Annotated in this window: 24 protein-coding genes; 19 read left to right on the top strand and 5 right to left on the bottom strand. The window is 65.6% G+C overall.

The genetic code is table 11. The features are described 5' to 3' along the window. Nucleotides 1-15 precede the first annotated feature (15 nt). The 10 genes from AAV94_RS10690 (at nt 16) to AAV94_RS10645 (ending at nt 7,932) form a co-directional block, all read left to right on the top strand. Nucleotides 16-843: a DUF932 domain-containing protein gene (locus AAV94_RS10690; protein WP_046742260.1), complete on the top strand. Its 828-nt coding sequence runs from the start codon at nt 16-18 to the stop codon at nt 841-843. Nucleotides 844-937: 94 nt separating this feature from the next. Continuing rightward, entirely contained in the window at nt 938-1,627 is a 690-nt protein-coding gene (locus tag AAV94_RS10685) for a DUF3275 family protein (RefSeq protein WP_003116823.1), read from the top strand. 94 nt (nt 1,628-1,721) lie between these two features. Beyond that, a complete protein-coding gene (locus AAV94_RS10680) occupies nt 1,722-2,063 on the top strand; it encodes a hypothetical protein (RefSeq protein WP_003116822.1) in 342 nt (113 codons plus the stop codon). A gap of 104 nt (nt 2,064-2,167) precedes the next feature. Further along, a complete protein-coding gene (locus AAV94_RS10675; protein WP_046742259.1) occupies nt 2,168-2,575 on the top strand; it encodes a hypothetical protein in 408 nt (135 codons plus the stop codon). Between the two features lie 16 nt (nt 2,576-2,591). Further along, nucleotides 2,592-2,852 carry a hypothetical protein gene (locus AAV94_RS10670; protein ID WP_003090124.1) on the top strand — a complete coding sequence of 87 codons (261 nt, stop codon included), beginning with the start codon at nt 2,592-2,594 and terminating at the stop codon, nt 2,850-2,852. Between the two features lie 76 nt (nt 2,853-2,928). Continuing rightward, nucleotides 2,929-3,576 carry a hypothetical protein gene (locus tag AAV94_RS10665; protein WP_003116820.1) on the top strand — a complete coding sequence of 216 codons (648 nt, stop codon included), beginning with the start codon at nt 2,929-2,931 and terminating at the stop codon, nt 3,574-3,576. A gap of 40 nt (nt 3,577-3,616) precedes the next feature. Next, a complete protein-coding gene (locus AAV94_RS10660) occupies nt 3,617-4,750 on the top strand; it encodes a DUF6094 domain-containing protein (protein WP_223224654.1) in 1,134 nt (377 codons plus the stop codon). A gap of 50 nt (nt 4,751-4,800) precedes the next feature. After that, entirely contained in the window at nt 4,801-5,121 is a 321-nt protein-coding gene (locus tag AAV94_RS10655; RefSeq protein ID WP_003116818.1) for a hypothetical protein, read from the top strand. Nucleotides 5,122-5,210: 89 nt separating this feature from the next. Next, complete coding sequence (locus AAV94_RS10650) at nt 5,211-5,516, top strand: hypothetical protein (protein ID WP_046742258.1); 306 nt, start codon at nt 5,211-5,213, stop codon at nt 5,514-5,516. 136 nt (nt 5,517-5,652) lie between these two features. Beyond that, nucleotides 5,653-7,932, top strand: a complete 2,280-nt coding sequence (locus AAV94_RS10645) for a helicase-related protein (protein WP_006226018.1) — start codon at nt 5,653-5,655, stop codon at nt 7,930-7,932. A 57-nt stretch (nt 7,933-7,989) separates the two neighbouring features. Here the strand turns inward: AAV94_RS10645 and arsH are convergent, their stop codons facing one another. From arsH to AAV94_RS10620, 5 genes are read right to left on the bottom strand one after another with little or no spacing between them, the layout of a single operon-like run. Then, nucleotides 7,990-8,712, bottom strand: coding sequence for an arsenical resistance protein ArsH (gene arsH / locus AAV94_RS10640; RefSeq protein WP_003120015.1), 723 nt, complete (start codon nt 8,710-8,712; stop codon nt 7,990-7,992). Beyond that, the gene (gene arsC / locus AAV94_RS10635) at nt 8,705-9,127 is read right to left on the bottom strand and encodes an arsenate reductase (glutaredoxin) (RefSeq protein ID WP_006217715.1); all 423 of its coding nucleotides are present in this window, start codon (nt 9,125-9,127) and stop codon (nt 8,705-8,707) included. The genes arsH and arsC overlap by 8 nt, the downstream gene beginning before the upstream one ends. A gap of 16 nt (nt 9,128-9,143) precedes the next feature. Beyond that, nucleotides 9,144-10,220: an ACR3 family arsenite efflux transporter gene (gene arsB, locus AAV94_RS10630; protein WP_006226019.1), complete on the bottom strand. Its 1,077-nt coding sequence runs from the start codon at nt 10,218-10,220 to the stop codon at nt 9,144-9,146. A gap of 10 nt (nt 10,221-10,230) precedes the next feature. Next, nucleotides 10,231-10,725 carry an arsenate reductase ArsC gene (locus AAV94_RS10625; RefSeq protein ID WP_013391797.1) on the bottom strand — a complete coding sequence of 165 codons (495 nt, stop codon included), beginning with the start codon at nt 10,723-10,725 and terminating at the stop codon, nt 10,231-10,233. A gap of 2 nt (nt 10,726-10,727) precedes the next feature. After that, entirely contained in the window at nt 10,728-11,048 is a 321-nt protein-coding gene (locus tag AAV94_RS10620) for an ArsR/SmtB family transcription factor (RefSeq protein WP_016445103.1), read from the bottom strand. A gap of 168 nt (nt 11,049-11,216) precedes the next feature. Between AAV94_RS10620 and pilL2 the strand changes: the two genes are divergently transcribed. The 9 genes from pilL2 to AAV94_RS10575 all read left to right on the top strand — a co-directional run bounded on the left by pilL2 (nt 11,217) and on the right by AAV94_RS10575 (nt 17,924). Next, entirely contained in the window at nt 11,217-11,783 is a 567-nt protein-coding gene (pilL2, locus tag AAV94_RS10615) for a PFGI-1 class ICE element type IV pilus protein PilL2 (RefSeq protein ID WP_013391799.1), read from the top strand. Continuing rightward, nucleotides 11,780-12,424, top strand: coding sequence for a hypothetical protein (locus AAV94_RS10610; protein ID WP_013391800.1), 645 nt, complete (start codon nt 11,780-11,782; stop codon nt 12,422-12,424). The genes pilL2 and AAV94_RS10610 overlap by 4 nt, the downstream gene beginning before the upstream one ends. Nucleotides 12,425-12,438: 14 nt before the next feature. Continuing rightward, nucleotides 12,439-13,164 (top strand): TIGR03759 family integrating conjugative element protein, encoded by a 726-nt coding sequence (locus AAV94_RS10605; protein WP_013391801.1) that lies wholly within the window; start codon nt 12,439-12,441, stop codon nt 13,162-13,164. After that, complete coding sequence (locus AAV94_RS10600) at nt 13,146-13,736, top strand: transglycosylase SLT domain-containing protein (protein WP_013391802.1); 591 nt, start codon at nt 13,146-13,148, stop codon at nt 13,734-13,736. The genes AAV94_RS10605 and AAV94_RS10600 overlap by 19 nt, the downstream gene beginning before the upstream one ends. After that, complete coding sequence (locus AAV94_RS10595) at nt 13,733-14,272, top strand: integrating conjugative element protein (protein WP_013391803.1); 540 nt, start codon at nt 13,733-13,735, stop codon at nt 14,270-14,272. The genes AAV94_RS10600 and AAV94_RS10595 overlap by 4 nt, the downstream gene beginning before the upstream one ends. Nucleotides 14,273-14,276: 4 nt before the next feature. Next, the gene (gene traD / locus AAV94_RS10590; RefSeq protein ID WP_046742257.1) at nt 14,277-16,466 is read left to right on the top strand and encodes a type IV conjugative transfer system coupling protein TraD; all 2,190 of its coding nucleotides are present in this window, start codon (nt 14,277-14,279) and stop codon (nt 16,464-16,466) included. Further along, nucleotides 16,463-17,212 carry a TIGR03747 family integrating conjugative element membrane protein gene (locus tag AAV94_RS10585; protein ID WP_013391805.1) on the top strand — a complete coding sequence of 250 codons (750 nt, stop codon included), beginning with the start codon at nt 16,463-16,465 and terminating at the stop codon, nt 17,210-17,212. The genes traD and AAV94_RS10585 overlap by 4 nt, the downstream gene beginning before the upstream one ends. A 98-nt stretch (nt 17,213-17,310) precedes the next feature. Continuing rightward, nucleotides 17,311-17,694 (top strand): integrative conjugative element protein, RAQPRD family, encoded by a 384-nt coding sequence (locus tag AAV94_RS10580; RefSeq protein WP_013391806.1) that lies wholly within the window; start codon nt 17,311-17,313, stop codon nt 17,692-17,694. Beyond that, nucleotides 17,691-17,924 carry a TIGR03758 family integrating conjugative element protein gene (locus AAV94_RS10575; RefSeq protein WP_003050225.1) on the top strand — a complete coding sequence of 78 codons (234 nt, stop codon included), beginning with the start codon at nt 17,691-17,693 and terminating at the stop codon, nt 17,922-17,924. The genes AAV94_RS10580 and AAV94_RS10575 overlap by 4 nt, the downstream gene beginning before the upstream one ends. Nucleotides 17,925-17,940 lie beyond the last annotated feature (16 nt).

Genomic DNA, 17,940 nt, shown 5'->3' with positions numbered 1-17,940 from the left:
CAAAGGAGATCAGCCATGTCTCTGGTATCCCGCTTTGCTCCGCAATCCCCGATCCTGCGCTCTGATCGCCCACTCTCGGACGACCGCATTCGTGCCGTCGTTCCGTCGATCTTCGCCGACGCTCCACATGGGAGCCGGTCCGATCGGTATGCCTACATACCGACCTCGACCGTGCTGACCAAGCTGCGCCAGGAGGGCTTCGAGCCCTTCATGGTGTGTCAGACGCGCGTGCGCAACGAAGACCGGCGCGAGTACACGAAGCACCTCATCCGACTTCGCCATGCAAGCCAGATCAACGGCGACGAGGCGAACGAGATCATCCTGCTCAACAGCCATGACGGCACGAGCAGCTATCAGATGCTCGCCGGCATGTTCCGGTTCGTCTGCCACAACGGCCTGGTTTGCGGTGACACCACCGCAGACATCCGCGTTCCCCACAAGGGCGACGTGGCCAGCCAGGTGATCGAAGGTGCCTACGGAGTCCTCGAAGGTTTCGAGCGCGTGCAGAACGCGCGCGATGCGATGCGCACCATCACCCTCGATGAGGGCGAAGCGGAGGTCTTTGCGAACTCTGCGCTCGCACTCAAGTACGACGATCCGGCCAAGTCCACGCCTGTCACCGAGAGCCAACTGCTGGCCCCTCGGCGATGGGACGACCGCAAGAACGACCTGTGGGCCGTCTTCAACCGCGTCCAGGAGAACCTAGTCAAAGAGGGCCTGAACGGACGCACGGCCAACGGCCGCAATCAGCGCACCCGTCCGGTGCAAGGCATCGACCAGAACCTGCGCCTGAACCGGGCGTTGTGGCTGCTGGCCGAAGGCATGCGCCAGCTCAAGGCGTGATGCCACGCGGACCTCGCCCACCTCGGGCGAGGCCATTTCCTCTCATCCACCGGGTGCCGTCGGCGGCCCGTCATTCATCATCAGGAGAACCATCATGGCAACCCCATCGGCTTCCGAGAAATCTGTTGCGCCCATCGTCGTCCCCGGCCAGCTCACGCTGCGTACCATCCGCGGCAAGAACGGCCCGTTCACGGTTGGCCGCCTCGCGACGCACCTCGGTACTTTCGAGGTCAAAGACCCGGAGCTGGAGCAGTACCCCGAAGGCAAGTACGACGGGGAATTCATCATCAGGTACATCTTCCCGAAGTCCTATCCGGTCGGCGGCGGCATGCGGTTCGAGATCCGTGCCAGCCTCGACGGCATGACGCTCAACGGCATCGACAAACTCAGCCGCGACGAAGCCCGCAGCTTCGCCACCCAGGACGTCGATCCGCTCGATGAAGAGCAAGGGGCGCAGCCTGCGGCAACGCCGGCCAAGCCCACCAAAGCGTCCAGGCCCGCCAAGCCCGCACCCGTGCAGGCGTCCGCGGACCCGCTGGTCGATACCACGCCCTTCGGCGTGGATGCGCCACCGCCTGCTACGGCCGCTGCCCCCGGCAGCACCGAAGACGGTGACGCCGCGCTCTTCGGCCTGCTGTGGCCGCTGGGCGAGTCCGTGAAACTGGATTCGACCATCGACCGCCGCACCCTGCGCGCGCAGATCGCCCGCCTGGGCGAGCTGGGCTACGCGCTGGACTTCAAGACGCAGGAGTGGAGCCGCCAGGCCGAACCAAAACCTGCGTGATCGCAGACGCCGCATGCGCGGTGTTCTTCATCCACCCGCCGGGGTTCCTTTCCCATGCGGGGGAGGCCCTGGCCATTTTCTGGAGGTCTCCATCATGTCCACCATCGCTTGCGATACCCCGCGTTCAACGCTGGATGAACCCGCGTGGCGGGACCTTTGCAAAGCGGCCGCCGCACACGCCCAGCGCGGTTGCGGCTTGTCCTACGACCACTACGTGACGCTCTTCAGTTCGGCGATCGACGCACAGGCCAATCGTTTGCCGGATGAGCAACGTGCTCAGGCTCTCGAAATCGCGGCCCAGGAATGGGACTACGCAACACCTGCCGAACGGCAGGAAACCCAGGACTGGAATGCGGAGCATGGCTATTGCTCGCACGGGATCGAGTTCGGCTACTGCCCGGCCGGTTGTGATCGAGACGATGACGACTGGGATTGAGGGCGACGCATAGGTTCCTTCGCCGCAGATGCGGCATTCCATCACCCGCTGGGGGTTCTTCCCCACGGGGAGGCCTTCAGCTCAACTTTTCGAGGAGGCCTCTCATGGGCTGGTGTTTCTCAAACCAATCGCGGTCCGAACTGATCGCGGAACTGATCGCACCGCAAGAGACCGAGCGCGCCAGCGTCAAGGTCATCGCTCACACCCTGCGCGGCAACGTGCTGTGGTCCGTCGCCGAAGTGACCGCCAAGGTCGAAGGCGTGCATCGTGATCTCGCACCGGGCCAGTCCCTGCGCTACATCCGCTGCGATCTGCTTGAACGAAGCGGCGGCCAGTGGGGCTACAAGTCCTTGGACGAGTCCATGCACCCGTACTACTACACGTGCCCGCTGTCCTATCTGGACCTCGCACCGGAGCAGTCCGCCGACTGGCGTGCAGGCGTTCGCGCCTACCACGCCCGGCGGCGCACACCCACGGCATCCGCGGCATCCGCCGCGGCGTCGATGGCCTGAGCCAGGAGGAACCGACATGGACCCGATCCTGGCAACGCTTCCGCCCTCGTTGCTGGCACTCGTTGAAGGGAGTTTGTCCAACGACGAAGTGTCCTCCGACGAGGAAATGCTGGCGTACTTCATCGACAACGGCCTCACCGAGGACCAGGCACGGCAGGCACTGACCTACCGCGACCAGTACCTCAACAACATCTACCTGGAAGGCTTCACGCCGATCACTTCGGCGGACGAGCCGCTTCACTTCAACCCGCACACCCGGCAGTTCGAGCCGGACTGAGCGGTTTTCTTCCACCCCCTGGGGCAGTACTTGCCCCAGCGGGCGGTGCTGTTCCCGTTCATCCGAGGACACCACCATGCCCGCAAACACTTCTTCCACGCTGTACCGCATCGACGAATGCCCGGACGTGATGGCCGACGCCTGCGTCGGCGATGACCAGGGCAACCTGATCTTCCTGTCCATCTGGGCGCGGGACACCGCCGTCCAGCAGTTCCTCGCTCGCCTGACCCTCGGGCGCGACGAGCAGGGACTGGACCAGTTCCACGTCATCACCGACCAGGGCGGCAGCGTCCCGGTATTCATCGGCAACGTCGATCGCCTGGAAAAGCGCATCACGCGCGCGTACCGGCGGACGCTGTTCGGCTCGCTGTCCAACGTGTGGCTGTTCGACCGGCGCTGCGTCAAGCCCGACAAGGCCAACGCCAGCGCATTGGCACTGCTGCCACGCGACAGCGCCCACAGGCTTGACCGCCTGTGGATGCTGGTGCGGGACACCTGCCCGTTGCCGCTGCTCGATCACTGGCGCGAGACCGTGCTGGAACTGCTGCAAACCCGCGAGATGCTGGCCCGCCTTCCGTTCGCCCTCGGGCCGCTGGAAGGCCATCGGCTCGCCATCGACGTGCCGGCGCTGACCCTGGCGCTCGGCTCCCTGATCCGCAGCGACGCGCTCACCGCCTATCCGTATCCGGCCAAGATTTGGACGCCGGAAGCGGTAGCGGCTTGACCCACCCTCGGAGGCACGCCTTGGCGTACTTCCGTGTTTCATCCCCGCCAACCAGGAGACTTCCATGGCCCTCATGTTCCCGCGGCTCGCCCGCAATTTCGTCAAGAACGGATATTTCCCGACCGACGAACCCACGCTCGAAAGAGCGCTCAACGCACTGATGCCCAGCGACGGGCCGATGTGCATCCTCGATCCCTGCGCCGGCGAAGGCGTGGCGATCGCCGAAGCCGCCCATGCCCTCGGGCGCGAGCAGGCAAAGGCGTTCGCCGTCGAGTTCGACGCGGAGCGGGCGCGCCATGCCCGCGGCCTGGTCGATCACTGCCTGCACGCGGACCTGATGGACACGATGGTCTCCAAGCAGTCCTTCGGGCTGCTCTGGCTCAACCCGCCGTATGGGGACCTGTCCAAGGACGTCAACGGCAACATCGGCTATCAGGGCCAGGGCCGTGCCCGCCTTGAAAAGCTGTTCTACCAGCGCACGCTCTCGCTGCTGCAATACGGCGGCGTGCTGGTTTTCATCGTCCCCGGCTACGTGCTCGACGCGGAGTTGGTCGGCTGGCTGACGCGCCACTACACGGACCTGCGCATCTACCGAGCGGTGGAGACGCAGTTCAAGCAGGTGGTGATCTTCGGACGCCGGGTGCGCCAGCGCGAGCAGGTGCCCGATGGCGTCAAGGCCGTGCGCAATCTGCTGTTGCAGGTAGGGCAAGGCGAAGTCGAAGCCGAGGAACTGCCGAGCGAGTGGCCGTTCCTGCCGTACATCGTCCCCGCCAGCCCGGCCGAGCCAGAGCATTTCTTCCGCGTGACGATGGAGCCCGAGCAGTTCGCCGATGAGGTTGGCAGGCTGCAAGGCTTGTGGCCATCGCAGGACACGCACCTGGGGGCTGCGCAGCAATCGCTGCGTCCACCGGCGCGGGCCTTGTCCCGCTGGCATCTCGCCCTGGCTCTGGCCGCGGGTGCGATCTCGGGGGTTGTGCGCTCCAAGACCGGGCGCGTGCTCGTCGTCAAAGGTGACACCCACAAGGACAAGACGCTCCAGCGGGAGTTCACCGAACGCGAAGACGGCTCCATCGCCGAGACCCGCATCCTCACCGACAAGTTCGTTCCCGTCATCCGCGCGTGGGACATGACACCTGGCTCCGCGACACGGGGCGAGGTGTTGACCATTCGCTGATCCACCGGACGCGCTGCCGTCCTGCTGTACCAACTCGAAGGAGAAACACCATGATCCCCAATCCGTTCAAGCGGCCTGCGCCGCACAAGCAACCGTTGTTCGCACCGAGTACGTTGAAGTTGAGCGAGAAGGTGCATTGGCTGGCCCGGCGAGGCCTGATCGACCCCTTGGCCTATGTCCAGCGCCATGTGCGCGGGGACTGGGGCGAGATCGATGAGGCCACACGCCAAGCCAACGACGTGGCGATCCAACAGGACAACCTAATGATCTCGCAGTTCAGGATCACGCCGGACCTGGCGCTGATCGTCAAGACCAGCGAGGACCACCAGACCACGGTGGTCCAGCTTCCCGAAGAGCGGGACCTGATCTGAGGCCCCACATCGTCATCCTCATCCACCTGACGGAGCCACTTCACTCCGGCAGGGGTGTCGTGGCTCAATGACTCATCAAGGAGGAGCCCATGGCATCGCATCGCATCGAAACCTACTGCCAGCGGCTGGCGTTCCCCATCGGGGCGCTCATCTTCAGCAGAGGTATCAACCGCCTGTTCAACGCGGGTCGCCTGGACCCGATTCCGTACTTCAGACGGCACGCCCGCGGCGACTGGGGCGACGTCACCGCCCAGCAATGGGAGGCCAACAGCTCTGCGCTTCAATCAGGCGCGCCGCTGGAATCGCACTACGTGATCCACCCGGGACTCGCCATTCGCATCATCACCGATACGGGGCGCAGCATCACCGCCATCGTGCTGCCGTCCGAGGACTGAGCACGGTTCACCCGCGGGCCACCCAGGCCAGCATCTTCAACCACCTTCGGCCACGCGCCGATTCTCCTCCCACCACGGGGCATGCCATTGCCCCGCTGGGGGTGGTGCATGCCCCATTTTTCTTTGGAGCATCACCATGTCCCTCGATCTCGAAACCACTGCCGCTGAAGCCACGCCCGTGCAGGGCGAACTGCTGGACGCGGAATCCAACCCTCTGACCCTGAGCCTTCAGGATTTCGTCGGCGAGTTCGGCGACGAACTGCTCGACGCCCTCAACAGCGCCAACCCGCCGGTCTATACCGGCCAACCGCAGGCGCACCGGCAACTCGTCGTCGCCAGCCTCAAGCGCAAGCTGTTCCCAGCACAGGCCGAAGTCGTCCACGCCGCCGCCGAGCTGCTGATCGACCGTGGCGAACGCGCCGCGATCGTCAATGGCGAGATGGGCTGCGGTAAGACGACCGTCGGCATCGCCGCGGCCGCCGTGCTCAACGCCGAAGGCTACCGCCGCACTCTGGTGCTGTCGCCACCGCACCTGGTTTACAAGTGGCGGCGGGAGATCCAGGAGACGGTGGCCGGCGCCAAGGTATGGGTGCTCAATGGGCCGGATACGCTCGTCAAACTCATCAAGCTGCGTGAGCAGTTGGGTGTGCAGCCCACGGGCCAGGAGTTCTTCGTCCTGGGGCGCGTCAGGATGCGGATGGGTTTCCACTGGAAGCCTGTCTTCACCACGCGACGCACCCGCCACGGCGACGTGGCGGCTTGCCCGGACTGCGGCACGGTCATCACCGACCTCGACGGCGAGCCGGTCAACCCGGTCGCTCTCCAAGCCGATGAGTACCGCAGGAAGTGCAGCCATTGCGCCGCGCCCCTGTGGACGCTGATCCGCCCGCGCAGCCTGTCCGGCAGCGATCAATCCTCGGCCGTGCTCAAAGCCTTAAAGCGCATACCGACCATCGGAGAGGTCACCGCGCAGAAGCTGATGCAGAAGTTCGGGGACGGGTTCCTGGCATCGATGCTCGGCGACAACATCCACGAGTTCATCAACTTGATGGACGGCAACGGCGAGCTGGTGTTTTCTGACCGTCAGGCCACGCGCATGGAACGTGCGATGGCCAACATGGAGTTCGGCTTCGGCGAGGGCGGCTACCAACCGTCCGAGTTCATCAAGAGGTACCTGCCGCAAGGCACGTTCGACCTGCTGATCGCCGACGAGGCCCATGAGTACAAGAACGGCGGCAGTGCCCAAGGCCAGGCCATGGGCGTGCTGGCGGCGAAGGCTCGCAAGACCTTGCTGCTGACTGGCACGCTGATGGGCGGCTATGGGGACGACCTGTTCTATCTGCTGTTCCGAGCCCTGCCTGGGCGGATGATCGAAGACGGCTACCGCCCGACCACGAGCGGCAGCATGACCTCGGCTGCGATGGCGTTCATGCGCGATCACGGGGTCTTGAAGGACATCTACTCCGAGAGCACCGGCACGGCGCACAAGACGGCCAAGGGCACCAAGGTATCGGTGCGCACGGTCAAGGCCCCGGGCTTCGGCCCCAAGGGCGTCTTGCGCTGCATCCTGCCGTTCACGATCTTCCTCAAGCTCAAAGACATCGGCGGCAACGTCCTGCCGCCTTATGACGAGGAGTTCCGTGAAGTCGCGATGGACACGGCACAAGCCGCGGCCTACCGCGATCTGGCGGGTCGGCTGACCGCCGAGCTGAAACAGGCTCTGGCGCGACGCGATACGACCTTGCTGGGCGTGGTTCTCAACGTGCTGCTGGCCTGGCCGGATTGCTGCTTCCGGTCGGAGACCGTGGTGCATCCGCGCACGCGCAACACCTTGGCGTTCGTCCCGGCTCAGTTCAACGAGTTCGAGGTGACACCGAAAGAGCGCGAGCTGATCGACATCTGCAAAGAGGAGAAGGCACAGGGTCGCAAGGTCCTGGCCTACACGGTCTATACCGGCACGCGCGACACCACGTCGCGCCTGAAGGTGCTGCTGGAGCAGGAGGGCTTCAAAGTGGCGGTGCTGCGCGCGAGCGTGGACGCCAGCCGCCGCGAAGACTGGATCGCCGAGCAACTGGACCGTGGCATCGACGTGCTCATCACTAACCCCGAGCTGGTCAAGACGGGGCTGGACCTGTTGGAGTTCCCGACGATCGTGTTCATGCAGTCGGGCTACAACGTGTACTCGCTCCAGCAGGCGGCACGCCGCTCCTGGCGCATCGGGCAAAAGCAGCCCGTGCGCGTGATCTACCTTGGCTATGCCGGTTCTTCGCAGATGACCTGCCTGGAGCTGATGGCCAAGAAGATCATGGTCTCGCAGTCCACCTCGGGCGACGTGCCTGAATCCGGGCTCGATGTTCTGAACCAGGATGGTGATTCCGTCGAGGTCGCACTGGCCCGGCAATTGGTCGCCGCCTGAACTTCACACAATGCCGACGACCGAGAGGTCGTCGGCTTTTTTCAGTGCCTCGCAGCGTCAAATTGCACCTTGCCGTACACGCTTGGACAGTGATTCAGCGCCCTCTTTGCGCTCGCTGTACCGATCCACCAGATACGGGACCGCGTCGCGCGTGAGCAGCGTGAACTTCATCAGTTCTTCCATCACGTCCACGATGCGGTCGTAATAGGCCGAGGGCTTCATGCGCCCGACCTCGTCGAACTCCTGGTATGCCTTGGCGACCGAGGACTGGTTCGGGATGGTCAGCATCCGCATCCAGCGGCCGAGCACGCGCATCTGGTTGACCGCGTTGAAGGACTGCGAGCCGCCCGACACCTGCATCACCGCCAGCGTCTTGCCCTGGGTCGGGCGCACCGCGCCGACCGACAGCGGAATCCAGTCGATCTGCGTCTTCATCAGGCCGGTCATCGCGCCGTGGCGCTCCGGCGAACTCCACACCATGCCTTCGGCCCATTGCACCAGTTCGTGCAGTTCCTTGACCTTGGGGTGATCAGCGGGTGCATCGTCCACCAGCGGCAGGCCGGACGGATTGAACAATCGGGTTTCACCGCCCAGCGCCCGCAGGATGCGGGCGGCTTCTTCGGCTGCGAGGCGGCTGAACGAGCGTTCGCGCAGCGAGCCGTAGAGCAGCAGGAAGCGCGGCGCGTGGGTGGTCCGTGCCGGCGCGAACAGGTGTTCGGCGTCTGGTTGCTGGAACAGCGCCGCGTCGATGTTTGGCAGGTCGAGGCGGGCTTCAGACACGACGGCCTTTCTCATCAACCAGCGGCTCGCCGTCTTCCTTGTTGAACGCGCCGCGCTGCGGTTGCGGCAGAAGGTCGAGCACGGCTTCCGATGGCCGGCACAGGCGCACACCCAGCGGCGTGACCACGATCGGCCGGTTGATGAGAATGGGATGCTGGAGCATGAAACCGATCAGGTCGTCGTCGCTCCACTTCGGGTTGCCCAGGTCGAGTTCGGCATAGGGCGTACCTTTCTCGCGCAGTATGTCCCGCACCGGCACGCCCATCGCCGCGATCAGCGCCTGGAGCGTGTCGCGGCCGGGCGGCGTCTTCAGGTACTCGATGATGGTCGGTTCCTCGCCGCTGTTGCGGATCAGGCCCAGCACGTTGCGCGATGTGCCGCAGGCTGGGTTGTGGTAGATCGTGATGGTGCTCATGGATGCCTCTTGGAGATTACGAAGTGGTCGCGCGGCGTTCGTACCAGCCGCGTGAGCGGTTGACCACCCGCACCACCAGCAGCATGACCGGCACCTCGATGAGCACGCCGACCACTGTTGCGAGTGCCGCACCGGAATGGAAGCCGAATAGGCTGATGGCGGCGGCCACGGCCAGCTCGAAGAAGTTGCTGGCACCAATCAACGCGGATGGCCCAGCGACGCAGTGCTTTTCGCCCGCCTGGCGGTTGAGCCAGTACGCCAGCCCGGAATTGAAGAACACCTGGATCAGGATCGGCACCGCGAGCATGGCGATCACCAGCGGCTGCCGGATGATGGCCTCGCCTTGGAAGGCGAACAGCAGCACCAGCGTCAGCAACAGCGCGGCGATGGACAACGGGCCGATGCGTTCCAGTGCCCTGTCGAACGCGGCCTGTCCCTTGCGCAGCAGCGCCCGGCGCCAAAGCTGGGCCAGGATGACCGGAATGACGATGTACAAACCCACCGACACCAGCAAGGTGTCCCACGGCACCGTGATCGAGGACAGGCCCAGCAGCAGGCCGACGATGGGTGCGAAGGCGAGCACCATGATGGTGTCGTTCAAGGCCACTTGCGACAGCGTAAATGCCGGATCGCCGCCAGTCAGTCGGCTCCAAACGAAAACCATTGCGGTGCACGGTGCGGCAGCCAGCAGGATCAGGCCGGCGATGTAGCTGTCGAGTTGGTCGGCGGGCAGCCAATCAGCAAAAGCGTGGCGGATGAAGATCCACGCCAGAAGTGCCATTGAGAACGGCTTGACGGCCCAATTGATGAACAGCGTGATCCCCATGCCTCGCCAATGCTGGCGCACCTGGCCGAGCGCGGCGAAGTCCACCTTCAGCAGCATAGGGATGATCATCACCCAGATCAGCAAGCCCACCGGCAGGTTGACTTGAGCGATCTCCATGCGGCCGATGGCCTGGAATGCGGCGGGCGCGAACTGGCCCAGAGCGATCCCCGCGATGATGCACACCGCCACCCATAGCGTCAGGTAACGCTCAAAGCCGCTCATGGCGGAGTTTGCTGGCGCGGGGCCGGCAGTATCGGTTGCGCTCATCGGGCGGGCCTCACTGGCGGCCGATGTCGCGCAGTTCACGCTGCAACGACATGGCATCGAGACTCTTGATCGGAAGCGACAGGAACAACTCGATACGTCGGCGCAGCGTCATGGCGGTATCGAAGAACGCCTTGCTTTGTCGTTCCAGGGTGCCTTCCACGGCTGCCGGGTCAGGCACGCCCCAATGCGCCGACACCGGCTTGCCCGGCCACAGCGGACACGCCTCGCCGGCTGCGTTGTCGCAGACGGTGAAGATGAAATCGAACACCGGCGCATCGGGCTTCACGAACTCGTCCCAGCTCTTGCTGCGGTAGCCCGTTGTCGGAAGGTGCAGCCGCTCCAGCGTGGCGAGTGCCAGCGGGTGAACTTCGCCTTTCGGATGGCTACCTGCCGACCAGGCGTGAAACCGCCCTTGGCCCATGTCGTTGAGGATGCCTTCGGCGAGGATGGAGCGGGCCGAATTGCCCGTACAGATGAACAAGGCGTTGTAAGTGGTATCGGTCATGGTCAGCAGCAGGTCTTGGATGGAGAAACCTCGCATACGCCACCTTGGCAGCAATGCTCGGTCAGGTAACCGATCAGACCGTCCATGCGGCCGTACTCGGCGCGATAAATCAGGTTGCGGCCCTGCTGCTCGATGCTGACGAGGCCAGCATGGGCCAGTTCCTTCAAGTGGAAGGACAAGGTGTTGCGGGCCACGTCGAGCTGGTCAGCTAGCGTGCTCGGCGTCAGTCCGCCCGGGCCAGCAACGACCAAGGCGCGGAACACGCGCAGGCGCTGGGTGTGAGCCAGGGCGTTTAAGGCGGAAATGGCTTGATCCTCTTTCATGATTCGATAATACAACATTTATAGAATTAATGTGCAAACCACAGTTGGATTTGCGGGTTGCGCTATGTGTTGGACTGCAAAAGCGGGCACCCCCCAGTTCGCATTTCTGACTGACCGCGCAGCCGCGCGCAGCCAAGGTATCGGCATCGCAACAGAAGAGCCGATGCCATGCCTGCAATCCATGTATCCCGGTGTCTGGTCGGTACCAGCCTCCTGGCCGCAGCCTTGGCCAGCGGCTGCGCGACCACGCCACCGCCGCTGGCCGCCAGCACCGTCGAGGACGTCCCACCCGCGCCCGAGGCTGCACCGCCCGAGTTCATTCCCGTCGTGCGCTATGGCCGCTACACCCTGGTGGAGCTGGCGCCGATGGCGGCGCAGCGCGATCTGCTGGTGCAGACCATCGACGTGTCCATGCCCGAGGAGGTCCGCGCCACGGTCGGCGACGGGCTGCGGCATGTGCTCAAACGCAGCGGCTACCAGCTTTGCGAGACCCCGCATGCGGTGATCGAGCTGTACGCGCTGCCGCTGCCGGCGGCGCACTTGCATCTCGGCCCCATGACCTTGCGCGATGCACTGCTCACCCTGGCCGGTCCGGCTTGGGAACTGCACGCCGATGACCGGACGCGGCAGGTCTGCTTCGAGCGGCCTGGTCGCGACACCGGTGCCGAGCCGGTGTCCGAGCCGCCTGCTGCCGAGGCCGTGCAGACGTTCCCCTTTGCGGGAGGCCAGCCATGAACGCGGCACAGCCGCTCCGGCGCCCGACCGCCGCCGTGGTGTTGCAAAGCCTGCTCTGGCTTTGGCTGCTGGGTCTCAGTGTCTTCGCGATCCTGGGCCACCAGACGATGACCGATCAGGCCGACCAGCAGCAGCTCGATGTCCGGTTGCAGCGCCTCGAAGCCCAGGTGACCGGGCTGGCCGAGACCACGCGGGCCTTGCAGCAGCAGCCCGCAGCCGCCACCGCCGCAGGCCTGCAAGACGCTCGGCAGGCAATGGAGGCGCGCATCGTTCAAGCCGAACAGGCGCTGGGTGGCTATGCCACCGCCGAGGACGTTCAGGCGCTGCGTACCGAAGTCGAGCAGATCAAGGTGCGCCAAGCGACTGCGCGTGCAGCGGCGCCTACCCAGCGGCGCACCCCGAGCCAACCGGCCACCGCCAAGTCCGAACCGCCGCCGCTGCCATTTCGTGTCGTCGGCGCTGAGCTGCGCGCGGGTCAGCGCAGCGTGTCCGTCGCCCCGAGTGCCGGAGATTTCACGCCCGATCAGCTCCAGGTGCTGCTGCCGGGTGATGCGCTGGGTCCGTGGCGCCTGCAGGCGATCGAGGGCAATGCCGCGGTGTTCCAGGCCGGCGACCAGACCCGTCGCGTGGCGATTCCTTGACCGGAGCCCACCACATGAAGCCGTCGATCATCCTGTACGCGTTCCTGCTGGGCTCCATGCAGTTGCCCGCCTGGGCGCAGCAGCCCGCCACGACCCCCGCCCGCAATGCGCAGAGCCAGGAGCGCCCGCTGGCCGCCCGCATCCTGGACGACCGGGTGGCAGGCGAATGGGGCCTGCAACCGCAGGAATGGGCGCGCTATCGCGACTTGATGGATGGGCCGCTGGGCATCTACTCGCCAAATCTGGACCCGCTGTCCGCCCTGGGCATCGAGGCGCGCACCGACGAAGAACGGCGGCGCTACGCAGAGCTGCAGGTGCAAGTCGAAGCGCGCCGCGTGGAGAAGCTGCTCGCGTACCAGCGCGCCTACGACGAGGCCTGGCAGCGCCTGAACCCCGGCATGCAGCGGGTGAACCTGTCTGACGAGAGGCCAGGCGCCGCCGCTGCGCGGGGCAGCGGTCGCACGGCAGTGTTCATCAAGGACGGCTGCGCGGCTTGCGGGCAACTCGTCCAACGCCTGCAATCCTCGGGTGCCGAGTTCGACCTTTACATGGTCGGCAGCCGCCAGGACGATGCGCGCATCCGCGACTGGGCCAAGCGCGCCCAGATCGACCCGGCCCGGGTGCGCAGCGGCGGCATCACGCTCAACCACGACGGCGGCCGCTGGCTGTCGCTGAGCCTGCCCGGCGATTTGCCTGCGGTTGTGCGCGAAGTGAACGGCCAATGGCAACGCCAGCCGTAACGGCGCTGCTGCGCGCACTGGCGCTCACTGCGGGCCTGTTCGCCTGCGCCGCCCATGCCCAGGAGGTTCCGCCACCGGCCTACCAGCTTGCCGCACAGCGCGCGGGCATTCCCTCGACGGTGCTCTACGCCGTGGCCTTGCAGGAGAGCGGCATGCGACGCAATGGACGCATCGTCCCATGGCCGTGGACCCTGAATGTCGCCGGCCAGTCGCGGCGCTTCGCCACCCGTGCCGATGCCTGCGCCGGTTTGCAGCAGGCGATGCGATCTACGCCACCCACGCGCATCGACGCGGGCCTGGGCCAGATCAACCTGGGCTACCACCCGCACCGCTACACCCATGCCTGCGACTTGTTGGACCCGTACCGCAATCTCGCCAGCGCCGCCGAGATCCTCAAGGAGCAGTACACCCCCGGTGAAGACTGGCTGCTGGCCATGGGCCGCTACCACCGGCCCGCGGGCGGTGAGCCTGCCGCCCGCTATCGACGCAGCGTATCCCGACACCTCGCCCGCGTGCAGGGCACGCACTCAATCGCCACGGCGCGAGCCGTGCGTCAGGAGTCGACCCCATGACGAAACCGCTCTGGACCCTGCGGGGCCTGCTCGCGCTGCTGGCGGCGCTGCCGTTGGTCGCGCATGCCGCCGAACCGCTGATCGTGGTCGAGGACCGCGGCGGCGCGTCGGCGCTGCCGTACTACGAAGCGCTTAACCTGCAGCCACGCGCCAACAGCGCGTTGCGGCCTCCCATTCCGACGCCGCAGATTCCCGCCACCCCCGCTGACGAGGCAGCGATGCTGCCGGTACGCAGCGCGAAGCTGATGCCCGGCTTCGTCGCGCGGCGCGTGATCGAGGCACCGGGCCTGCGGCCTTTCGTGGTCATCGGCGACGATGAGACCTCGCAAGCCTGGCTGCGCCGTCACGCGGCGTCGCTGCACGACCGCGGCGCGGTCGGCCTGGTGGTCAATGTCGAGACCGCGCAGGCTTTGGCGCGGTTGCGCGCACTGGCGCCTGGCGTGCCGATGGCCCCCGTGGCCGGCGATGATCTGGCCGAACGCCTGGGCCTGCGGCACTACCCGGCGCTGATCACGGCGACCGGCATCGAGCAATGAGGCCATGTCGGGGAAACAGCCCGTCGAAGTCCTGTTGCGCCCAGCGGTGGAGCTATACACCGTCGCGGCATGTGCGGGCGCCGCGTTTCTGTCCCTGGTGGCCCCGTGGTCGCTCGCGCTGAGCCCAGCCATGGGCGTCGGTGCCGCACTGGCGTTCGGCGCCTATGGCGCGATCCGCTACCGCGATGCGCGGGTGATCCTGCGCTACCGCCGCAACATCCGGCGCCTGCCGCGCTACGTGATGACGAGCAGGGACGTGCCGGTCAGCCAGCAGCGCCTGTTCGTGGGGCGCGGTTTCCTGTGGGAACAGAAGCACACCCACAGGCTGATGCAGACGTACCGGCCGGAATTTCGCCGCTACGTCGAGCCAACACCGGCATACCGGCTGGCGCGACGCCTGGAGGAGCGGCTGGAGTTCGCACCGTTTCCACTGTCTCGCCTCGTACGGCTCACGGGCTGGGATGTGTCATTCAACCCCGTGCGGCCACTGCCACCGGTAGGCGGCCTGCCGCGATTGCACGGCATCGAACCCGACGAGGTCGACGTCAGCCTGCCACTGAGTGAGCGCGTCGGCCATTCGCTGGTGCTGGGCACCACGCGCGTGGGGAAGACGCGGCTGGCCGAGTTGTTCGTCACCCAGGACATCCGTCGCACGAATGCAGACGGTGAGCATGAGGTCGTGATCGTCATCGACCCCAAGGGCGACGCGGATCTCTTGAAACGCATGTACGTCGAAGCCAAGCGAGCGGGTCGCGAGGGCGAGTTCTACGTCTTTCACCTCGGCTGGCCCGAGTTCTCTGCACGCTACAACGCGGTGGGGCGCTTCGGACGCATCAGTGAAGTCGCCACGCGCATTGCCGGGCAACTCTCCGGCGAGGGCAACAGTGCAGCGTTCCGCGAGTTCGCATGGCGCTTCGTCAACATCATTGCGCGCGCATTGGTGGAACTGGGGCAGCGCCCGGACTACATGCTGATCCAGCGGCACGTAATCAACATCGACGCGCTGTTCATGGAGTACGCCCAACACTACTTCGCCAAGACCGAGCCCAAGACCTGGGAGGTGATCGTCCAGATCGAGGCCAAGCTCAACGAGAAGAACATCCCAAGGAACATGATCGGGCGCGAGAAGCGTGTGGTGGCGCTGGAGCAATACCTCTCCCAGGCGCGCAACTACGACCCTGTGCTCGATGGCCTGCGCTCGGCGGTGCGCTACGACAAGACCTACTTCGACAAGATCGTTGCATCGCTGCTGCCGCTGCTGGAAAAGCTCACCAGCGGCAAGATCGCCCAACTCCTGGCGCCGAATTACTCCGACCTGTCTGACGCGCGCCCGATCTTCGACTGGATGCAAGTCATCAGGAAGCGCGCCGTGGTCTATGTCGGCCTGGATGCGCTGTCGGATGCTGAAGTCGCCGCGGCGGTCGGCAACTCCATGTTCTCCGACCTGGTGTCGGTAGCCGGGCACATCTACAAGCACGGGATCGACGACGGCCTGCCGGGTGCCTCGGCTGGCACGCGCATTCCCATCAACGTCCATGCCGACGAGTTCAACGAACTGATGGGCGACGAGTTCATCCCCCTTATCAACAAGGGCGGCGGTGCCGGGCTGCAGGTGACCGCGTATACGCAGACGCTCTCGGACATCGAGGCCCGCATCGGCAACCGCGCGAAGGCCGGCCAGGTGATCGGCAACTTCAACAACCTGTTCATGCTGCGGGTTCGGGAAACCGCCACCGCGGAATTGTTGACCCGTCAATTGCCCAAGGTGGAGGTCTATACCACCACCATCGTCTCCGGCGCGACCGATGCCTCGGACATCCGCGGGACGACGGACTTCACCAGCAACACGCAAGACCGCATCAGCATGTCGAGCGTGCCGATGATCGAGCCATCCCACGTCGTCGGCCTGCCCAAAGGCCAATGCTTCGCGCTGCTGCAGGGTGGTCAGCTCTGGAAGGCCCGGATGCCACTGCCAGCGCCTGACCCCGATGAAGTGATGCCGGCGGACTTGCAGCAACTGGCTGGGTACATGCGTCAGAGCTACAGCGAGGCCACGCAATGGTGGGAGTTCACCAGTTCCCCAGCCTTGCAGGAGGCTGCCTTGCCCGACGACCTGCTGGATGACGCCGCTCCGGCCGAGCCTGACGCGGTGGCCACCGGCGCCGACGACAGCACCGGCGAGGCCGCACCATGAAGGATGCCGCCTCGACCGCGCAGCGGGAGCAGAACCAGCGCCAGGGGCTGATCGTCGGCACCATCACCTTGCCGTTCAGGCTGCTCGGGGTGCTGATCGGTTCGCTGCTGTTCTCGATCGTGGTGGAGTGCGTCGGCATGCACCTGTTCTGGAAGGACCAGGGCTGGCGCCACTCCCAGCAGATGCTGCAGTACGAACTCGGGCACCTGTCGAACCACTTCACGCGCAGCGTGGTGGTGCAGGAGCCCGGGCGCACGGCGCACGAGCTGGTGGATACCGGGTACGGGTGGGTGTTCGTGCGCTCGGGGTTGCTGGAGCGCATGAGCCAGACCGCCGAGCGCGCCCGTGCGCCCAGCCGCGAGCCGACGCGCAACTTCCGCTATTACATCAGCCAGGCCTATGTCTGGGCCGAGAGCTACCTGATCGCCGCGGCCTTCACGACGCTCACGTTCCTCGTGCGCCTGCTGGTCCTGGTGCTCACGCTGCCGCTGATCCTCACTGCGGCATTCGTCGGCCTGATCGACGGCCTGGTGCGGCGGGACGTGCGGCGGTTCGGCGCGGGCCGGGAATCCGGCTTCATCTACCACCGCGCGAAAGCGAGCCTGATGCCGCTGGCCGTGCTGCCCTGGATCACCTACCTCGCGCTGCCGATCTCGGTGCATCCGCTGCTGATCCTGCTGCCCAGCGCAGCCTTGCTGGGACTGGCCGTGAGTCTGACCGCGGGCAGCTTCAAAAAGTACCTCTAGGCCATCAATCCGGTCGCTTCCGGGTTCCTATTGTTTGCGGCCTGAAACAGCCCTGATCTCCACGATCAACCCATTGCTGATCACACAGGAATGGCGCGATGTTGGCTTCGATCTGGCTGCGCGCCGCGCATCGCGGCGTGCCCACTTTTCTCGTGACGGCCCTCGTGCTGGGCCGGTCCCCGATGGCCTTGGCCGAGTCCCCGGCGCAGCGCCAGGAGTTGGTCGCCGCGCTGCGCCAGCTCGACGCGCTGGAACGCACCGTCGCGGACAGCGCCGCGCATACCCCCATCACACCGGGCGAGCGCTACCACTTCGATTACCCGCGGCTCCAGGCTGACTTGGCGCGCGTGCGCGCCGGCATCCAATTTCACCTGACGCCATCGCGCGCTCAACCGCGCGCCCCCTCCGAACTGGCCGGCGAATACCGCACCGAACGGGCGACCGAGCCGCTGCCGGCGACGACTGCGGAGGGCAAGCAATGAACGGCGCCCAGGTCTCGGCATTTCAAGCCAACAGCGGTATCGCGCCTTCCGCGATGGCGACCGTTCTGGTCGGCGTCGTGTTCGCGGTCCTGCTCGTGTGGGGCGTCTGGGCCATCCGAACGGCCTACGTGGGGTGGTCCGAGAGCCGCCTCAACCAGCGCCAGTTCCTCGGCGTCTGCATCCGCTTCGTCGCGATGTACCTCGTCCTGAGTTTCTTCCTTCTGTCCTGACCTGAAAGGCCCGACC

The sequence above is a fragment of the Lampropedia cohaerens genome, from assembly GCF_001005215.1.
Classification (GTDB): Bacteria; Pseudomonadota; Gammaproteobacteria; order Burkholderiales; family Burkholderiaceae_C; genus Lampropedia; species Lampropedia cohaerens.
Note: the sequence above shows the minus strand (reverse complement) of the source record. Positions and strands in the feature narration are given on the sequence as shown.